General features: G+C 52.7%; 13 protein-coding genes and 2 rRNA genes. All 15 read right to left on the reverse strand.

Features of this window, described 5'->3' with window-relative positions:
- Window positions 1–1398: a cysteine--tRNA ligase gene (cysS, locus tag KXG62_RS26950; protein ID WP_218095130.1), complete on the reverse strand. Its 1398-nt coding sequence runs from the start codon at window positions 1396–1398 to the stop codon at window positions 1–3.
- Entirely contained in the window at window positions 1340–2050 is a 711-nt protein-coding gene (cysE, locus tag KXG62_RS26955) for a serine O-acetyltransferase (RefSeq protein WP_218095131.1), read from the reverse strand. The genes cysS and cysE overlap by 59 nt, the downstream gene beginning before the upstream one ends.
- A gap of 413 nt (window positions 2051–2463) precedes the next feature.
- On the reverse strand, window positions 2464–3921 hold the full coding sequence (gene gltX / locus KXG62_RS26960; RefSeq protein ID WP_218095132.1) for a glutamate--tRNA ligase: 1458 nt from the start codon (window positions 3919–3921) through the stop codon (window positions 2464–2466).
- 54 nt (window positions 3922–3975) lie between these two features.
- A complete protein-coding gene (ispF, locus tag KXG62_RS26965; protein WP_218095142.1) occupies window positions 3976–4461 on the reverse strand; it encodes a 2-C-methyl-D-erythritol 2,4-cyclodiphosphate synthase in 486 nt (161 codons plus the stop codon).
- On the reverse strand, window positions 4461–5165 hold the full coding sequence (ispD, locus tag KXG62_RS26970; RefSeq protein WP_218095133.1) for a 2-C-methyl-D-erythritol 4-phosphate cytidylyltransferase: 705 nt from the start codon (window positions 5163–5165) through the stop codon (window positions 4461–4463). The genes ispF and ispD overlap by 1 nt, the downstream gene beginning before the upstream one ends.
- Window positions 5166–5260: 95 nt before the next feature.
- Window positions 5261–6346: a PIN/TRAM domain-containing protein gene (locus KXG62_RS26975; RefSeq protein WP_246627657.1), complete on the reverse strand. Its 1086-nt coding sequence runs from the start codon at window positions 6344–6346 to the stop codon at window positions 5261–5263.
- Window positions 6347–6516: 170 nt separating this feature from the next.
- Window positions 6517–7251: a CDP-diacylglycerol--serine O-phosphatidyltransferase gene (gene pssA / locus KXG62_RS26980; protein WP_218095135.1), complete on the reverse strand. Its 735-nt coding sequence runs from the start codon at window positions 7249–7251 to the stop codon at window positions 6517–6519.
- A 75-nt stretch (window positions 7252–7326) separates the two neighbouring features.
- Window positions 7327–8406, reverse strand: a complete 1080-nt coding sequence (gene disA, locus KXG62_RS26985) for a DNA integrity scanning diadenylate cyclase DisA (protein ID WP_281427007.1) — start codon at window positions 8404–8406, stop codon at window positions 7327–7329.
- Between the two features lie 30 nt (window positions 8407–8436).
- Window positions 8437–9804: a DNA repair protein RadA gene (radA, locus tag KXG62_RS26990; protein ID WP_218095136.1), complete on the reverse strand. Its 1368-nt coding sequence runs from the start codon at window positions 9802–9804 to the stop codon at window positions 8437–8439.
- A 183-nt stretch (window positions 9805–9987) separates the two neighbouring features.
- A complete protein-coding gene (clpC, locus tag KXG62_RS26995; RefSeq protein WP_218095137.1) occupies window positions 9988–12432 on the reverse strand; it encodes an ATP-dependent protease ATP-binding subunit ClpC in 2445 nt (814 codons plus the stop codon).
- Window positions 12433–12490: 58 nt separating this feature from the next.
- A complete protein-coding gene (mcsB, locus tag KXG62_RS27000; RefSeq protein ID WP_218095138.1) occupies window positions 12491–13561 on the reverse strand; it encodes a protein-arginine kinase McsB in 1071 nt (356 codons plus the stop codon).
- Window positions 13562–13591: 30 nt separating this feature from the next.
- On the reverse strand, window positions 13592–14110 hold the full coding sequence (gene mcsA, locus KXG62_RS27005; RefSeq protein WP_218095139.1) for a protein-arginine kinase activator protein McsA: 519 nt from the start codon (window positions 14108–14110) through the stop codon (window positions 13592–13594).
- A 21-nt stretch (window positions 14111–14131) separates the two neighbouring features.
- The gene (locus KXG62_RS27010) at window positions 14132–14596 is read right to left on the reverse strand and encodes a CtsR family transcriptional regulator (RefSeq protein ID WP_218095140.1); all 465 of its coding nucleotides are present in this window, start codon (window positions 14594–14596) and stop codon (window positions 14132–14134) included.
- Between the two features lie 267 nt (window positions 14597–14863).
- Window positions 14864–14980, reverse strand: a 5S ribosomal RNA gene (rrf, locus tag KXG62_RS27015).
- A gap of 132 nt (window positions 14981–15112) precedes the next feature.
- Window positions 15113–15279: ribosomal RNA gene (locus KXG62_RS27020) — 23S ribosomal RNA — on the reverse strand; the annotation flags it as partial.

Here is a 15279-nt window from a genome sequence, read left to right on the forward strand (position 1 = left end):
TTATTTCCGCCGCCAACGGATGCCTTGGGCCGTGTCTTCAAGCACTATGCCCCGCTCCGTCAAGAGATCGCGAATTTCGTCCGCCCGCGCCCAATTTTTCGTGCGCCGCGCCTCGGTCCGTTCGATAATCAGCTGCTCGACCTCTTCATCGAGCAGCGATTCTTCCGCACGGGATAGTATGCCCAATACGTTATCCATCGCCGCAAACTGCTGCTCCAGTAGCTGCAGTGAAGCGGCCGTGACCCGGTCCCGATTCATGTATAAATTGGCGGCATGCACAAGATCGAATACGGCCGTGATCGCATCCGGCGTATTGAAATCGTCGTTCATCTTCGTTTCGAAGGCTTCCTTCGCGTTACGCACGGCCTCCTCGACCGCTGGTTCCGCGTCTCCCGCATCCGCCGTCTTCATCCGATGCTTGATGCCTGCGATGCAGTTCTCGATCCGGGCCAGGCTGCCCTTCGCCTGCTCAACGGCTTCATCGCTGAAGTTGAGCGGATTGCGGTAGTGGCCGGAAAGCATGAAATACCGAATAATTTGCGGCGGCATCGTTTGAAGCAGTTGATGCACATTGATGCCGTTGCCCAGCGATTTGGACATCTTCTCGTTATTGATGTTGACGAATCCGTTATGCATCCAGTAATTGGACATCGTATGACCGGTCAAGCCTTCGGATTGGGCGATCTCGCACTCGTGATGCGGGAACGTCAAATCTTGGCCGCCGCCGTGAATATCGATCGTTTCTCCCAAATATTTGCGAACCATCGCCGAGCACTCGATATGCCAGCCCGGACGGCCTTCGCCCCAAGGGCTGGACCAGCTGATTTCGCCGGGCTTCGCCGCTTTCCACAGCACGAAGTCTTGCGGATTTTCTTTGCGCTCGTCCACATCCACACGAATGCCGAACTGCAGCTCCTCCATGTTTTGATGCGACAGCTTGCCATATTCGGCGAACTTCGCCGTCCGGTAAAAGACGTCGCCGCCGCCCTCATACGCCAGATCCTTCTCGACAAGCCCGGAGATAAAAGCGATGATCTCCGTCATGTTCTCCGTTACCCGGGGATGAACCGTCGCTTGACGCACGCCCAGCCCCTGCGTGTCTTCGTAATATTTTTGCACGAACAGGTCAGCGACCTCGGGCACTGTCGTTCCCATCTCCGCCGCTTTCTTGATCAGCTTGTCATCCACGTCGGTAAAGTTTACGACAAAATGCACTTCATAGCCTACCGACTCCAGATAGCGCCGCACCACATCGAAGAAGATGACCGGACGCGCGTTACCGATATGAATATAATCATACACGGTCGGACCGCACACATACATTTTGACTTTGCCGGGCTCAATCGACTCGAACTTTTCTTTGGCCCGCGTCATGGTATTGTAAATCTTGAGCGTCATTCGTTTCTTTGCCTCCGTTTTTCGATTTCGCTTCCGCCAGCTCTGCTTTCAAGTCGTCGATTTGCTTCTGCACCTCACGAAACATATCCACTACCGGGTCCGGCAGCTTGTCGTGCTCCAGTCGGCCGACGCGCACACCGTCCCGCTTCACTACACGGCCGGGTATGCCTACAACGGTGCTGTTCGGCGGTACTTCGTTCAATACGACCGCGTTCGTGCCGATTCGGGAATTGTCACCGACTTTGAAAGAGCCCGTGACCTTCGCCCCTGCCGAAATGACGACGTTGTTGCCAATCGTCGGGTGGCGTTTCCCTTTCTCTTTCCCCGTACCGCCAAGCGTAACTCCATGGTACAGCAGCACATCGTCGCCGATCTCGCACGTTTCCCCGATGACGACGCCCATGCCGTGGTCAATGAAGAACCGTCGGCCAATGACCGCGCCGGGATGGATCTCGATTCCCGTCATGAACCGGCTCACCTGCGAGATGATTCTCGCGAGCGTAAACAGCCGTTTCCTGTAAAACCAGTGCGCCACCCGGTGCGCCCAAAGCGCATGCAGCCCGGCATACGTAAATACAACCTCAAACCAGCCTCTTGCCGCGGGATCATTCTCGAATATCGTAGCGACGTCTTCACGCATTCTCGCAAACATTCAGCACACCTCTTCTCCCCTTGCGCCTCTCGTTCATTGGACAATCACAACAAAAAGCCCCCACAGCCGTCAGGCTGCAGAGGCGTTGCATCGCGGTTCCACTCTGCTTGAATGACATGCGAAGAACAGTTCCCATGCGAACCGTTACATCCGTACAGGATGCTTCCCGTCATTCATCTCATTCGTTCATATCGTGAACGACACGGCAAAGACTACCCTGTCTGTCAGCCGCACGGCTGCGCCAGATCGTCTTTACGGCTCCCGGGTGCACTTCCGGGGACAAGGACTGGACAACTCGCAGCCGGCACATTAACATACGCCGATTGTCCTCTCTGAAAATCCCGGCATTCCCGTACTTTCCCGTTCGTCGCCTTCGCTTTATGTTTGTTAAGTATAACGGAAATAATCCGCTATTACAATAATTTCTTCACCCGGTTCATCACCGTTTCCTTGCCGAGCAAATACATCGTCATGTTCAAATCCGGGCCGTGCATTTGACCGGTAAGAGCCACGCGAACCGTCATGAACAGCGGCTTTCCTTTGTACCCGGTCTCGGTCTGGACAGCTTTCATAATGCCTTTCATGGCGTCTACCGTAAAGTCGGCCGCCTGCTCGACCTGGGACAAGAAGCTGCCCAGCACAATAGGCGCATGCGGTTCCGCCAGCATCGCTTTCGCTTCGTCATTCTCGAACGTGACGTCCTCTCGGAAGAACAGCTCCGACAGCTGCACGATCTCGGCGGCGAAGCGCAGCTGCTCTTGATACAGCCCGACGAGCGAGCGTACCCACTGCTCCTGCTCAGCGCTAAGCGACTCCGGTAAGCGCCCCGCCTTCTGCAAATGCGGCAGCGCCAGCGCGACGATGCGATCCGTGTCGGCCTTCTTGATGTAAACGTTATTCATCCAATTCAGCTTATCCATATCGAATACGGCCGGGCTCTTGGAAACGCGGCTCAGATCGAACTGAGCGATGAGCTCCTCCTTGGAGAAGATCTCCTCTTCCCCTTTCGGCGACCACCCCAGAAGCGCGATAAAATTCATTATCGCTTCGGGCAAATAGCCCAAATCGCGATACTGCTCCATGAATTGAATAATCGATTCGTCGCGCTTGCTCATTTTTTTGCGGTCCTGATTGAGGATGAGCGACAGATGAGCAAATTCCGGTATCGGCAAGCCCAATGCTTCGTACATCATGATTTGCCGCGGCGTGTTGGTCAAATGCTCTTCGCCGCGGATAACCAGATTGATCTTCATCAGGTGATCGTCGAGAATAACGGCGAAATTATACGTCGGAATACCGTCGGGACGAACGATGATGAAATCCCCGATCCCATTGGTTTCAAACTCCACCTGCTCACGAATCCGGTCGGTAAACGAGATCGTACGGTTTTCCGGCACGCGGAACCGGATCGAAGGCTTGCGGCCCTCCACGCGGTAAGCTTCCGCCTGCTCCGGAGTCAAATGACGGCACTTGCCGGAATACATCGGCATCAAGCCTTGCGCTTCCTGCTCTGCCCGTTCCTGCTCCAGATCCGCTTCCGAACAATAACAATAATACGCATCGCCGCTGCCGAGCAGCTGCTCGATGAACGGCTTGTATAGGTGCAGCCGTTCCGTCTGCCGGTAAGGGCCGTACGGACCACCAATATCCACGCTTTCGTCCCAATCGACGCCAAGCCATTTCAACCCGTCCAGCTGGTTGCCGATGCCCGATTCCTGATGACGGGTCTGGTCCGTATCCTCGAACCGGATAATAAAGCGGCCGCCTTCCTTGCGCGCGATCAAATAATTGAATAACGCCGTGCGGGCTCCGCCGATGTGCAGATGTCCAGTCGGACTCGGGGCGTATCTTACACGAAAATCCATAGCCATGTTCTCCTCTCAAAAATAACGCAACCGATAATTCCTAAAAAAGTTTATTCGTTATCATAGCACACCTTTTACCAGACAAACAACCGCCTGCGCCGCTATGCCTTCGCCACGACCCGTGAACCCAAGCTGCTCGGTCGTCGTCGCCTTGACGTTGACCTGCGTCCGCTCCTCCGCTTCCAGCGCTGTGGCGATCCGCTCTACCATCGCGGGAATATGCGGAGCCATCTTCGGCTTTTGCGCGATGATCGTACAATCCGCGTTGCCCAGACGATATCCCGCTTCCTTGGCCATCGTCCATACCTGCTCCAGCAGTTTATAGCTGTCGGCGTCCTTGAACGCTTGGTCGGTATCGGGGAAATGCCTCCCGATATCGCCGAGCCCGAGCGCGCCGAGAATGGCGTCACTGAGCGCGTGCAGCAGCACATCGGCGTCGGAATGGCCGAGCAGCCCTTTTTCATAAGGAATGTCGACTCCGCCGATAATGCATTTGCGCCCTTCCGTCAACTGGTGTACATCAAACCCTTGTCCTACACGAATCATCATTTCTTCTCTCCCCTGACATGACGTATGATCCACTCGGCCCAAGGCAAGTCCTCCGGCGTCGTGATTTTAATATTGTAATAATCGGATTCCACCACGGCCACTTTCGTGCCGAGCCGCTCCACCAGCATAGCGTCGTCCGTCCCCAGAAACGACTCCCGGCGCGCCTGCTCATGCGCTTCCAGCAACAATGAAAAGCGAAAAGCCTGCGGGGTTTGGATCGCCCACAAGCTGCTTCGATCGGGGGTAGCTTTAATGAAGCCGTCGCCGTCAACGACTTTGATCGTATCCTTCACGGGTACGGCGAGCACGGCGGCGCCGGTCGCTTTCGATTTGACGAAGCATGCCGTTACATGTTCTTCCGCCGCAAAAGGCCTTACCCCGTCATGCACCATCACCCATTCCACTTGCCCGCTCAGCGCCAGAAGACCTTGATACACGGAGTCCTGGCGCTCCTTCCCCCCCGGGATAACTTGCTTTATTTTGTCGAGACCGTACTGCTGTGCATATCCTTCGCAGCGTTCCACATCGTCCGCGCCGGTGACAAGGACGATCTCATCCACGGCCGCCATCCGCTCAAAGCGAAGCAGCGTATGTACCAGTATCGGTTTATCGTCGATCTGCAAATACTGCTTGCTCTCCTGCGTGCCCATTCTCGAGCCTCTGCCCGCAGCGACGATGACAATTCCCAGCTTGTCCTTCAATGCTCTCACCTGCCACAACGTATCGGCTCAAGAAGTAGCGGCACGGTACGCCTCGCCGCTGTCCTCCAAAAGCGCATCTCCCTTATCATACCTTGTTAGAGCGCTTTTTCCAATAGCTTCGGCTTGGCGAAGATCATCCTGCCTGCGGAAGTTTGCAATACGCTGGTCACGAGCACATCGAGCGTCGTGCCAATAAAGTCGCGTCCGCCCTCAACGACGATCATCGTCCCGTCATCCAGATAGGCCACGCCTTGTCCGTGCTCCTTGCCGTCCTTGATGACCTGCACCAAGATTTCCTCGCCCGGCAGTACCACCGGCTTAACTGCATTCGCCAGATCGTTGATGTTGAGCACCGATACGCCCTGCAGCTCGCACACTTTGTTCAGGTTAAAATCATTCGTGATTACTTTGCCCTGAAGCACTTTGGCCAGCCGAACCAGCTTGCTGTCGACCTCGGAAATTTCCTCGAAGTCGCCTTCATAGATCAGCACCTTCACATCGAGCTCTTTCTGAATTTTGTTTAAAATATCGAGCCCGCGACGCCCGCGATTCCGCTTCAGCAAATCCGACGAGTCAGCGATATGCTGAAGCTCCTCAAGCACAAATTCCGGGATGACGAGCGTTCCCTCGATAAAACCGGTTTTGCAAATATCCGCAATGCGGCCGTCGATAATGACGCTCGTATCGAGAATTTTATGCTCCTCGAAGCCTTTGGCTTCCCCCGATCCTCCCCGATCCCGTCCGGACTGACGCTTGTCGAGCAGCGACATGAGCTCATCCTTCTTGACCGAACCGAGTCTGTACCCTGCCCAAGCGAACAGCGCGACACACAGCATATGAATGAGCGGACTGGTCATGCCGATATGATCCAGCGGTCCGAACAGTACGGACGATACAAGCAGACCGATCGCCATACCGGCGGAACCGGCGAGCAGCTCCGTTATCGGGACGCTGTCGACATGCTCCTCTCCTCGTTGTACCAGTCTGGATACGTATTGAAGCACGAACGAACCTAAGGAATAAAACAAGGCGGCTCCCAGTACAAACATCCAAATTTGAAATCCAGGCATCGAATCCAATCCCGAACCTTCAAAAAATGGCTTACGAATCGTATCACTCCATTGTACTCCAAGCGCACCGCCGATAACTGCAAACAAAAGCTGAAACCACTTTCTCATCACAGACTTCACCTCCATAAATCAATTATTTCATCTTCCTCGTTACAATTATGAACCAAAAACTTCCTGCCTAATCCTAGAAAGTCCAAGAAAATACAAAAAAAGCATCTACTTTCCTTTCGGAAAATAAATGCTTTTCATTTTCGCCGATTCTTTTATAGAGCCGTATACGATCAGAACGTCGTTGTTTTCTTTTCGCTTTCCTCTACTTTTTTGTTCTTCGCCCTTCTCCAGAAGAAGAGTCGATCAACGTTTTTTTTTAACCCCCACAGCGCATAAATGACAAGCGGGACAAAGATCATCTTGGACAGCAGCCCCGGATACAAGACCGCAAGCAGCACTGCGGCTGCGACGACAACAGGCGTAATCCACAAAGCGGCCTTCGGAATACCGACCTTCTTGAAGTTCGGATACTTCACGGTGCTGACCATCAAATAAGAGAGCAGCAGCGTAGAAAGCACGAGAACAAGCGTACTCAATTCATTATGGAACAGGGCAAGTGTACAGAGCACACCGCCGGCCGCAGGAATCGGCAGGCCGATAAAATAGCCTGGCGTACCCGCCACTACGTTGAAGCGAGCCAGTCTAAGCGCTCCGCAAATCGGGAAAATCGCGGTCACAATCCATGCAGCCGCCGCATTCAACTCCGTAAATGCTACCACATACATGATAAAAGCCGGAGCAACGCCAAACGAAATGACGTCCGACAACGAGTCGAGCTCTTTACCGAATTCGCTCTGCGCATTCAAGGCTCGTGCCACGCGTCCATCCAAGCCGTCGAGCAGCATGGCTACAATAACCATGATTGCCGCAAGCTCTGGATTATTGTTAAACACCAAAATAATAGAAATAATTCCCAAGAACAGGTTTCCAACGGTAAATAAGTTCGGCAGGGATTTCGTTATCATGATTATAGTCCACCTCTGTTTTACTGTACCCCAATCATTCATATTATATTAGGCTACCCTCTGATTGTATGCAAGTTATATATGTCTGTCAATGAGTACCTGATCTTGGATACGTTTCAGCCCTTCTTTGATCGTGCGCGCGCGTACTTCGCCGATGCCGTCGACATCGTCGAGTTCTTCTATTGTAGCCATCATCAAGTGAGGAAGATACTCGAAGCGTTCCACCAGATTGTGGATGATAACCGCGGGCAGACGCGGAATTTTGTTCAGCACCCGGTAGCCGCGCGGCGAAACCGTCTCTTCGGCGTTGATCGCCGCATGCCCATAGCCGAGCACCCGTGCGATATGCGAGTGGTCGAGTATTTCGTCGGAAGCGAGCCGGCGTAACGACGACGTCACTTCCTTCACCTTCTCGTCGCTCGGATCGCGCACGTAGTCTTTGATCAGCAAATACGATTCAAGCTCGGTATGACCGACCAATTCTTCCATTTGCATGCTGATCAGCCGTCCCTCATTGCCCAGCTCATTGATGTACCTCTTGATCTCCGCCCGAATCCGCATGACCATCTCCACGCGCTGAACGACACCGGTCACATCATGCAGCGTAACCAGCTCTTCGAATTCGGCCGCGCCGAGATTCGTAAGGTCTTGGTCAAGCACCGACTTGTATTTCTCCAGCGTCTGGATCGCCTGATTCGCTTTAGTTAAGATGACGCCGATATCTTTCAACGCGTACCGCAAATTCCCTTGATACAGCGTAATGACATTCCGGCGCTGCGAGATGGAGACCACGAGTTTGGAGGTTTGCTTTGCCACCCGCTCGGCCGTCCGATGGCGAATTCCGGTTTCCGTAGAAGGAATCGACGAATCCGGAATAAGCTGCGTATTCGCATACAAAATCCGCTTCAAATCTTCGCTTAAAATAATCGCTCCGTCCATTTTGGCCAGCTCATATAAATAATTGGGCGAAAAATCGCAATTGATGGAAAAACCTCCGTCTACGATTTCCATGACTTCCGGACTGTAGCCGACGACAATCAAGCCGCCGGTTTTGGCCCGCAGCACATTTTCCAGTCCTTCACGGAACGGTGTGCCGGGGGCGACGAGCTGCAGCAGCTGGCTCATCACATCCCTTTTGGCTGTTTCCTTGCTCACATTATGTCCCTCCGTTCTCGATGTTTCTTGTTATAGTAAAGCAGCCGAAAGCGCTTCGGCTACCGTATTCACGCCAATGATTTCAATGCCAGCCGGCGGAGTCCAGCCTTTCAAGCTTTTCTGCGGCACAATGACGCGCTTGAAGCCCAGCTTTTGCGCTTCGCGTACGCGCTGGTCGACCCGGGATACTCCGCGTACTTCGCCGGTTAAGCCGACTTCCCCGAAAATCACATCATACGGCTGCGTGGGCTGATCGCGAAAGCTGGACGCTATGCTCACGGCCACTGCCAAGTCGACTGCTGGTTCATCCAGTTTAACCCCGCCGGCAATATTCAGGTAAGCGTCCTGGTTCTGCAGGAACATCCCCATTCGTTTCTCAAGAACGGCGATAATGAGCGATAGCCGGTTATGATCGAACCCAGTCGCCATTCGTCGCGGCGATGGAAAGTTCGTCGCCGACACGAGCGCCTGCAGCTCGACAAGCACCGGACGGGTACCTTCCATGCTGGCGACAACGGTCGAACCGGATACGCCAAGCGGCCGCTCAGACAAGAATAGCTCCGAAGGATTGTTAACTTCGACGAGACCGATCTCCTGCATTTCAAATATGCCGATTTCGTTCGTTGAGCCGAAGCGGTTCTTGACCGCGCGCAGCAGCCGGTACGAATGATGCCGCTCGCCTTCGAAATACAGCACGCAATCGACCATGTGTTCGAGCATGCGCGGACCGGCAATCGCCCCTTCTTTAGTAACATGACCAACTACAACGGTCGCAATTCCTTTGATTTTGGCAATACGCATGAAATGACCGGTGCACTCCCGCACTTGCGATACGCTGCCCGGCGCCGAAGTGACCGCCGGATGATACACGGTTTGAATCGAATCGATTACGACAAAATCGGGACTGATCTCATCGATGGCCGCCTCGATATTCTCTAAATTCGTCTCGCTAAGCACGAAGAGCAGAGGAGACACAGCCTGCAGCCGATCGGCCCGCAGCTTCGTCTGTCTGACGGACTCCTCCCCGGATATGTACAGTACCTTTAACTGCTGCTTCGTCAGCTCAAACGAGGTTTGCAGCAGCAAGGTCGACTTGCCGATGCCCGGGTCGCCCCCGACAAGAATAAGCGAGCCAGGAACGATACCGCCTCCCAGCACGCGGTTAAGCTCCTTATTGTCCGTTACGATACGCTGCTCTTCACTGCTCTCTATGTTTATGATCGAAACCGGTTTTTCTTTCTTTTTGGAAAAGGAGGTGTGCAGTCCTTGGCTCTTGCTGACTGTCTCTACTTCTTCCACGAAGCTGTTCCATGCTTGACAGCCCGGGCATTTACCAAGCCATTTGGGGGACTCATATCCACACTGCTGACAAAAAAATTTAGTCTTCTGCTTTACCATGTTCAACTCCTGCTTCTACAATCCGTTCTGTCATTCCAGAACTGATAAAAAAATTCCACTATTTCTCAGTGTACCATTTTACGCCTGTCTTTGAAAACCCATTCTCTTTCAAATACAAAAAATCCAACCTCCCGTACAACGGTAAGGTTGGATTTTTATTATATGAAGCAACCATCTAAGTCATTACGCTTGCGACGTTACCTCTTGCGTCCGTTCAACAACAAGCTCGCCGTCTTTTTCGTCGATCGTCAGCTTGTCGCCCTTCGAAATGTTGCCGCGGAGCAGCTCTTCGGATAGCCGGTCTTCGATGTGCTTCTGGATCGCTCTGCGCAGCGGCCGTGCGCCGAATGCCGGGTCGTAGCCTTCCTTCGCCAGGAACGCCTTCGCCGTATCGGTCAGGATAAAGTCGACGTCCTGCTCCTTCAGACGTTTACGCAGATCGTCGGCCATCAGCGTCACGATCTCGGCAATATGCTTCTCGTCGAGAGAGTGGAAGACGATGATCTCGTCGATCCGGTTCAGGAACTCCGGACGGAAGCTCTTCTTGAGCTCGCCCATGACTTTGTCCTTCATGTTGTTGTACTCCCGGCCTGAATCCTGCGCCGCGGTGAAGCCCAGTGTCGAGTTCTTCTTGATCGCTTCGGCTCCGACGTTCGACGTCATAATGATCAGCGTATTGCGGAAGTCGACCGTACGGCCTTTGGAATCGGTCAATCGACCGTCCTCCAGCACTTGAAGCAGGATGTTGAACACTTCCGGATGCGCCTTTTCAATCTCATCCAGCAGCACGACGGAGTATGGTTTGCGGCGAACTTTCTCGGTCAGCTGACCGCCTTCTTCGTAACCAACATATCCCGGAGGCGCTCCAACCAAACGGGAGGTGGAATGCTTCTCCATATACTCCGACATATCGATGCGGATGACCGCATTCTCATCGCCAAACAGCGATTCAGCCAAAGCACGTGCCAATTCGGTCTTCCCTACGCCGGTAGGTCCAAGGAAGATGAAGGAGCCCATCGGACGCTTCGGATCTTTCAGACCCGCTCTTGCGCGGCGAATCGCGCGGCTGACGGCTTTGACCGCTTCATCTTGACCGATTACCCGGTCATGAAGGATCGACTCCATCTTGAGCAGACGTTCGGTTTCTTCCTCTGCCAGCTTCACAACCGGAATTCCCGTCCAGCTGGCAACGACCTGAGCAATATCATCCGGTGTTACTTCGGAATCGGTACGGCCTTGCTTTTCCTTCCACTCGTTTTTCGTGGAATCCAGCTCTTCACGAAGCTTTTGTTCGGTATCTCGCAAGGAAGCGGCCTTTTCGAATTCCTGGCTTTGCACTGCGGCGTCCTTCTCTTTGCGGATGTCCTCCAGACGGCTTTCCAGCTTCTTCAGATCCGGCGGTACGGTGTACGAATTGAGCCTTACCTTCGAGCTCGCTTCGTCGATCAGGTCGATCGCTTTGTCCGGCAGGAAGCGGTCTGTAATGTAACGATCCGACAACTTCACCGCTTGCTCGATCGCCTCATCCGTAATTTTCACGCGATGATGCGCTTCGTAGCGGTCGCGCAAACCATGCAAAATTTGAATGGCTTCTTCCGGAGAAGGTTGATCGACAGTAATCGGTTGGAACCGTCTTTCCAGTGCGGCGTCTTTCTCAATATATTTGCGGTATTCGTCAAGCGTCGTCGCCCCGATGCACTGCAGCTCGCCCCGAGCAAGCGCAGGCTTCAAGATGTTGGAGGCGTCGATCGCTCCCTCTGCGCCGCCAGCACCGATCAGCGTATGCAGCTCGTCGATGAACAAGATGATGTTCCCCGCTTGACGAATTTCGTCCATAATCTTTTTCAAACGGTCCTCGAATTCGCCGCGATACTTCGTCCCCGCCACAACGGAACCCATGTCAAGCGTCATTACGCGTTTGTCGCGCAGCGTTTCGGGAATTTCATTAGCGATGATTTTTTGCGCCAACCCTTCGGCAATTGCCGTTTTACCGACACCCGGCTCCCCGATCAATACCGGGTTGTTCTTGGTGCGGCGGCTGAGCACCTGGATAACACGCTCTATTTCTTTACTGCGCCCGATCACCGGGTCGAGGTTACCTTCTTTCGCATAGGCCGTCAGATCGCGAGCCAGCCCATCCAGCGTCGGTGTATTGACGTTGGTCGGGTTGCCGTGATTCGGCGAGACGACTTCGCTGCTGCCGAGCAGCTGCAGCACTTGCTGACGCGCTTTGTTCAGGCTGACGCCCAAGTTATTCAGCACGCGCGCGGCAACGCCTTCACCCTCCCGGATCAAGCCGAGCAAAATATGCTCCGTTCCAACATACGTATGGCCGAGTTTACGGGCTTCGTCCATCGAGAGCTCGATTACTTTTTTTGCCCGCGGCGTATAAGCGATATTCGAAGGCTGTTCCTGACCTCTTCCGATGAGCGATTCCACTTCGTCCTGTATTTTCTCGAGCCCCAATCCAAGAGCGATCAGCGCCTTCGCGGCAATCCCTTCGCCTTCCCGGATCAAGCCGAGCAAAATATGTTCTGTTCCGATATTATTGTGGCCCAAGCGGACCGCTTCTTCCTGCGCCAAAGACAGCACCTTTTGTGCACGTTCCGTAAATCTGCCAAACATCATGTGTAACACCTCCAGAATTGGTATAGCTGTATCGTGAAAGAAGGATGTAACTTCAGGCTCACTCGGCAACAGCGGATATTTTATCGCGAATCAATTGAGCCCTTCTAATGTCTCTTTCTTCAGGCGTCAGCTTTTCTCCTGCCGACTGCTGCAAAAATCCGGGCTGCGTCATAACGAGCAGCTCATTTAACGAGTGAGAGGAGACATTCTTAATGAAGCCAAGATCGATGCCAAGCCGAACGTCGGACAGCCGCTGTGCCGCTTCTTTCGAATCCATAATGGCCGCGTAGGACAAGATGCCATATGACCGACTGACACGATCCAGAAGCTTCGCTTTCGTCTCGTAGATCATCTTCTGGCGGGCAGCGCGCTCGTGCTCGATAATTTGTTTCACTACACCGTACAAATTATCGATGATTTCTTCCTCGGACTGTCCGAGCGTAATTTGATTCGATATTTGAAACAAATTGCCGAGCGCCTCGCTCCCTTCGCCGTATAGCCCTCTTACTGCAAGGCCAACCTGCGTTACCGCCGACAGGATGCGATTGATTTGCTGGGTCAGTACAAGCGCCGGCAAATGAAGCATGACCGAAGCACGAATCCCCGTTCCGACATTCGTCGGACAACTTGTTTGATAGCCTCGTTTCTCATCAAACGCGTAATCGAGCTGAACTTCAAAAATATCGTCGATCTGGTTAGCGAGGTCCCAGGCTTCCCTAATCTGAAAACCGGGGCACAAGCATTGTATTCGAAGATGATCTTCTTCATTCACCATAATGCTGATCGATTCATTTTCATTCAATATGACAGCCCCGTTGCGCGATTCATTGGCCAATGCGGGACTAATTAAATGCTTCTCGACGAGCACTCGCTTCTCCAGCTCATTGAGTTCCGATAACGGCACGAGAGTGAAACTGCTGATTGTGTTCAGCTCTTCATTCTTTACCACATCAGAGACCTGTTCAAGCACTTCCTTAGACTGCTGGTTGGTTGCCAGCATTGGAAAAGGATATGCGTTCAGGTTACGGGCAATACGGATTCGGCTGCTGATGACGATGTCCGACTCCGGGCCGTCCCCTTTCATCCAATCGCTCAGCGCATGCTGCGTAAAACGGTTTGCTTCCGCCATAAGCATTCCTCCTGTCCGCCATATTCCGGGCTAACTGTCAGCCAGCTTCTTCTCCAGTTCCTTTATTTGATCGCGGAGCTGCGCGGCTTTTTCGAACTCTTCATTCTCGATTCGGACGAGCAGCTCTTTCTTCATCTGTTCAATTTCTCGTTTATATTTTATTACCCCGCCTGAGCGTTTGGGAACTTTGCCGGTATGAACAATATTTCCATGGACCCTTTTAAAAAGAGGATCCAGCTTTTCTCCAAAATACTTATAGCATTCACTGCAGCCAAAGCGCCCCACCTTGCTGAACTGACTGTACGTAAGCCCGCAGTGCTCGCAGCGGCTCGGCTGCGGTTTGCCGGCAAGCGCATTATGTGATGTCGGGTCAAAATCAAGCAAGCCGCTCAGCAAATTGTGGATGGAAAATCCGTTGGGCGTTCCGGGAATGAGCTCGCCCTTCTCCCTTGCGCATGATTCGCAAATATGGAATTCGGTCTTCTCCCCGCCCAAAATTTTGGTGAAATGAAGCGTAGCCTGTTTCTTTCCGCATTCCTGACAAATCATCCGGTTCCCTCCTTGAGTGAATCATCGACAGCTTAACAAGGAAATCAGCATGGCTTTCAACAGCTTGGCGCGAATCTCATCTCTTAAAGGCAGCTTCAATGTCAGCACTTCGCGGTTCGTGGCCGCCCTCATTAACGATTCTTCCCGTTTGGTAATAAAACCGCCTTCTCTGAGCTGGTACAACAGCCCTTCGGAAGCGGATTGATCCATATGGGTACTGATCGTTTGAAAAATGTGATCCAGCACCTCGCCGTGCGAATTCAACTCGATTTTTTGGATGCGAATGTACCCTCCACCGCCGCGCTTGCTTTCAACGATATACCCCTTCTCCAGGGTGAACCGAGTGCTGATCACATAATTAATTTGCGAGGGAACGCAATTAAATTGATCCGCCAAATCGTTTCGTTGAATTTCGATGACGCCTTCAGGGCTTTGCTGTAAGGTCTGTTTCAAGTATTGCTCGATGACTTCTGAAACATTACGCATCAATTCAACCTCCAAAACAGAAGTAAATTGACTTTGACTTTCTTTGACTTTAGTTACATTATAACAGATTTATTCAAGATTGCAACACCCACCATATGATATAGTGTTCGGTAAATTAAAGCCGATTTATACTTCAGCTTCCGGTGTTGCACCCCTCAAATCGGTAACAAATGATGGCTCATGCGGCTGCCTAGCAGTATGCATTAACGGATTGTTTATAACATGAAAAAGAGCCCCATCGGATTGCTCCAATGAGACTCTTCTGCTGCTTGGCGACGTTCTACTCTCCCAGGACCCTGCGGTCCAAGTACCATCGACGCTGGAAGGCTTAACGTTCGTGTTCGGGATGGGTACGCGTGGTTCCCTTCCGCCATCATCACCAAACGGTTGATGTTTCTGCCATGAAACATCGGTGACTTTCATTCAAGGTCACTTGTACCTTGAAAACTGGATCGAAACATTGCATGCTGAATCTTTAGCTACTGCTTCCGAAGCTAGCTTTCCTTCGGAAAGCTCTTGGATAAGCCCTCGACCGATTAGTATTCGTCAGCTCCACACGTTACCGCGCTTCCACCCCGAACCTATCTACCTCGTCGTCTACAAGGGGTCTTACATACTGGGAAATCTCATCTTGAGGGGGGCTTCACGCTTAGATGCTTTCAGCGCTTATCCCGTCCGTACTT

Source organism: Paenibacillus solanacearum, assembly GCF_910593845.1.
In the GTDB taxonomy this organism is placed as follows: domain Bacteria; phylum Bacillota; class Bacilli; order Paenibacillales; family NBRC-103111; genus Paenibacillus_G; species Paenibacillus_G solanacearum.

Excerpts from the sequence above, each read along its gene's own strand:
- cysS (WP_218095130.1), bottom strand. The coding sequence starts at position 1,398 with ATGACGCTCAAGATTTACAATACCATGACGCGGGCCAAAGAAAAGTTC.
- cysE (WP_218095131.1), bottom strand. The coding sequence starts at position 2,050 with ATGTTTGCGAGAATGCGTGAAGACGTCGCTACGATATTCGAGAATGAT.
- gltX (WP_218095132.1), bottom strand. The coding sequence starts at position 3,921 with ATGGCTATGGATTTTCGTGTAAGATACGCCCCGAGTCCGACTGGACAT.
- ispF (WP_218095142.1), bottom strand. The coding sequence starts at position 4,461 with ATGATTCGTGTAGGACAAGGGTTTGATGTACACCAGTTGACGGAAGGG.
- pssA (WP_218095135.1), bottom strand. The coding sequence starts at position 7,251 with ATGATAACGAAATCCCTGCCGAACTTATTTACCGTTGGAAACCTGTTC.
- radA (WP_218095136.1), bottom strand. The coding sequence starts at position 9,804 with ATGGTAAAGCAGAAGACTAAATTTTTTTGTCAGCAGTGTGGATATGAG.
- clpC (WP_218095137.1), bottom strand. The coding sequence starts at position 12,432 with ATGATGTTTGGCAGATTTACGGAACGTGCACAAAAGGTGCTGTCTTTG.
- mcsB (WP_218095138.1), bottom strand. The coding sequence starts at position 13,561 with ATGGCGGAAGCAAACCGTTTTACGCAGCATGCGCTGAGCGATTGGATG.
- mcsA (WP_218095139.1), bottom strand. The coding sequence starts at position 14,110 with ATGATTTGTCAGGAATGCGGAAAGAAACAGGCTACGCTTCATTTCACC.
- KXG62_RS27010 (WP_218095140.1), bottom strand. The coding sequence starts at position 14,596 with ATGCGTAATGTTTCAGAAGTCATCGAGCAATACTTGAAACAGACCTTA.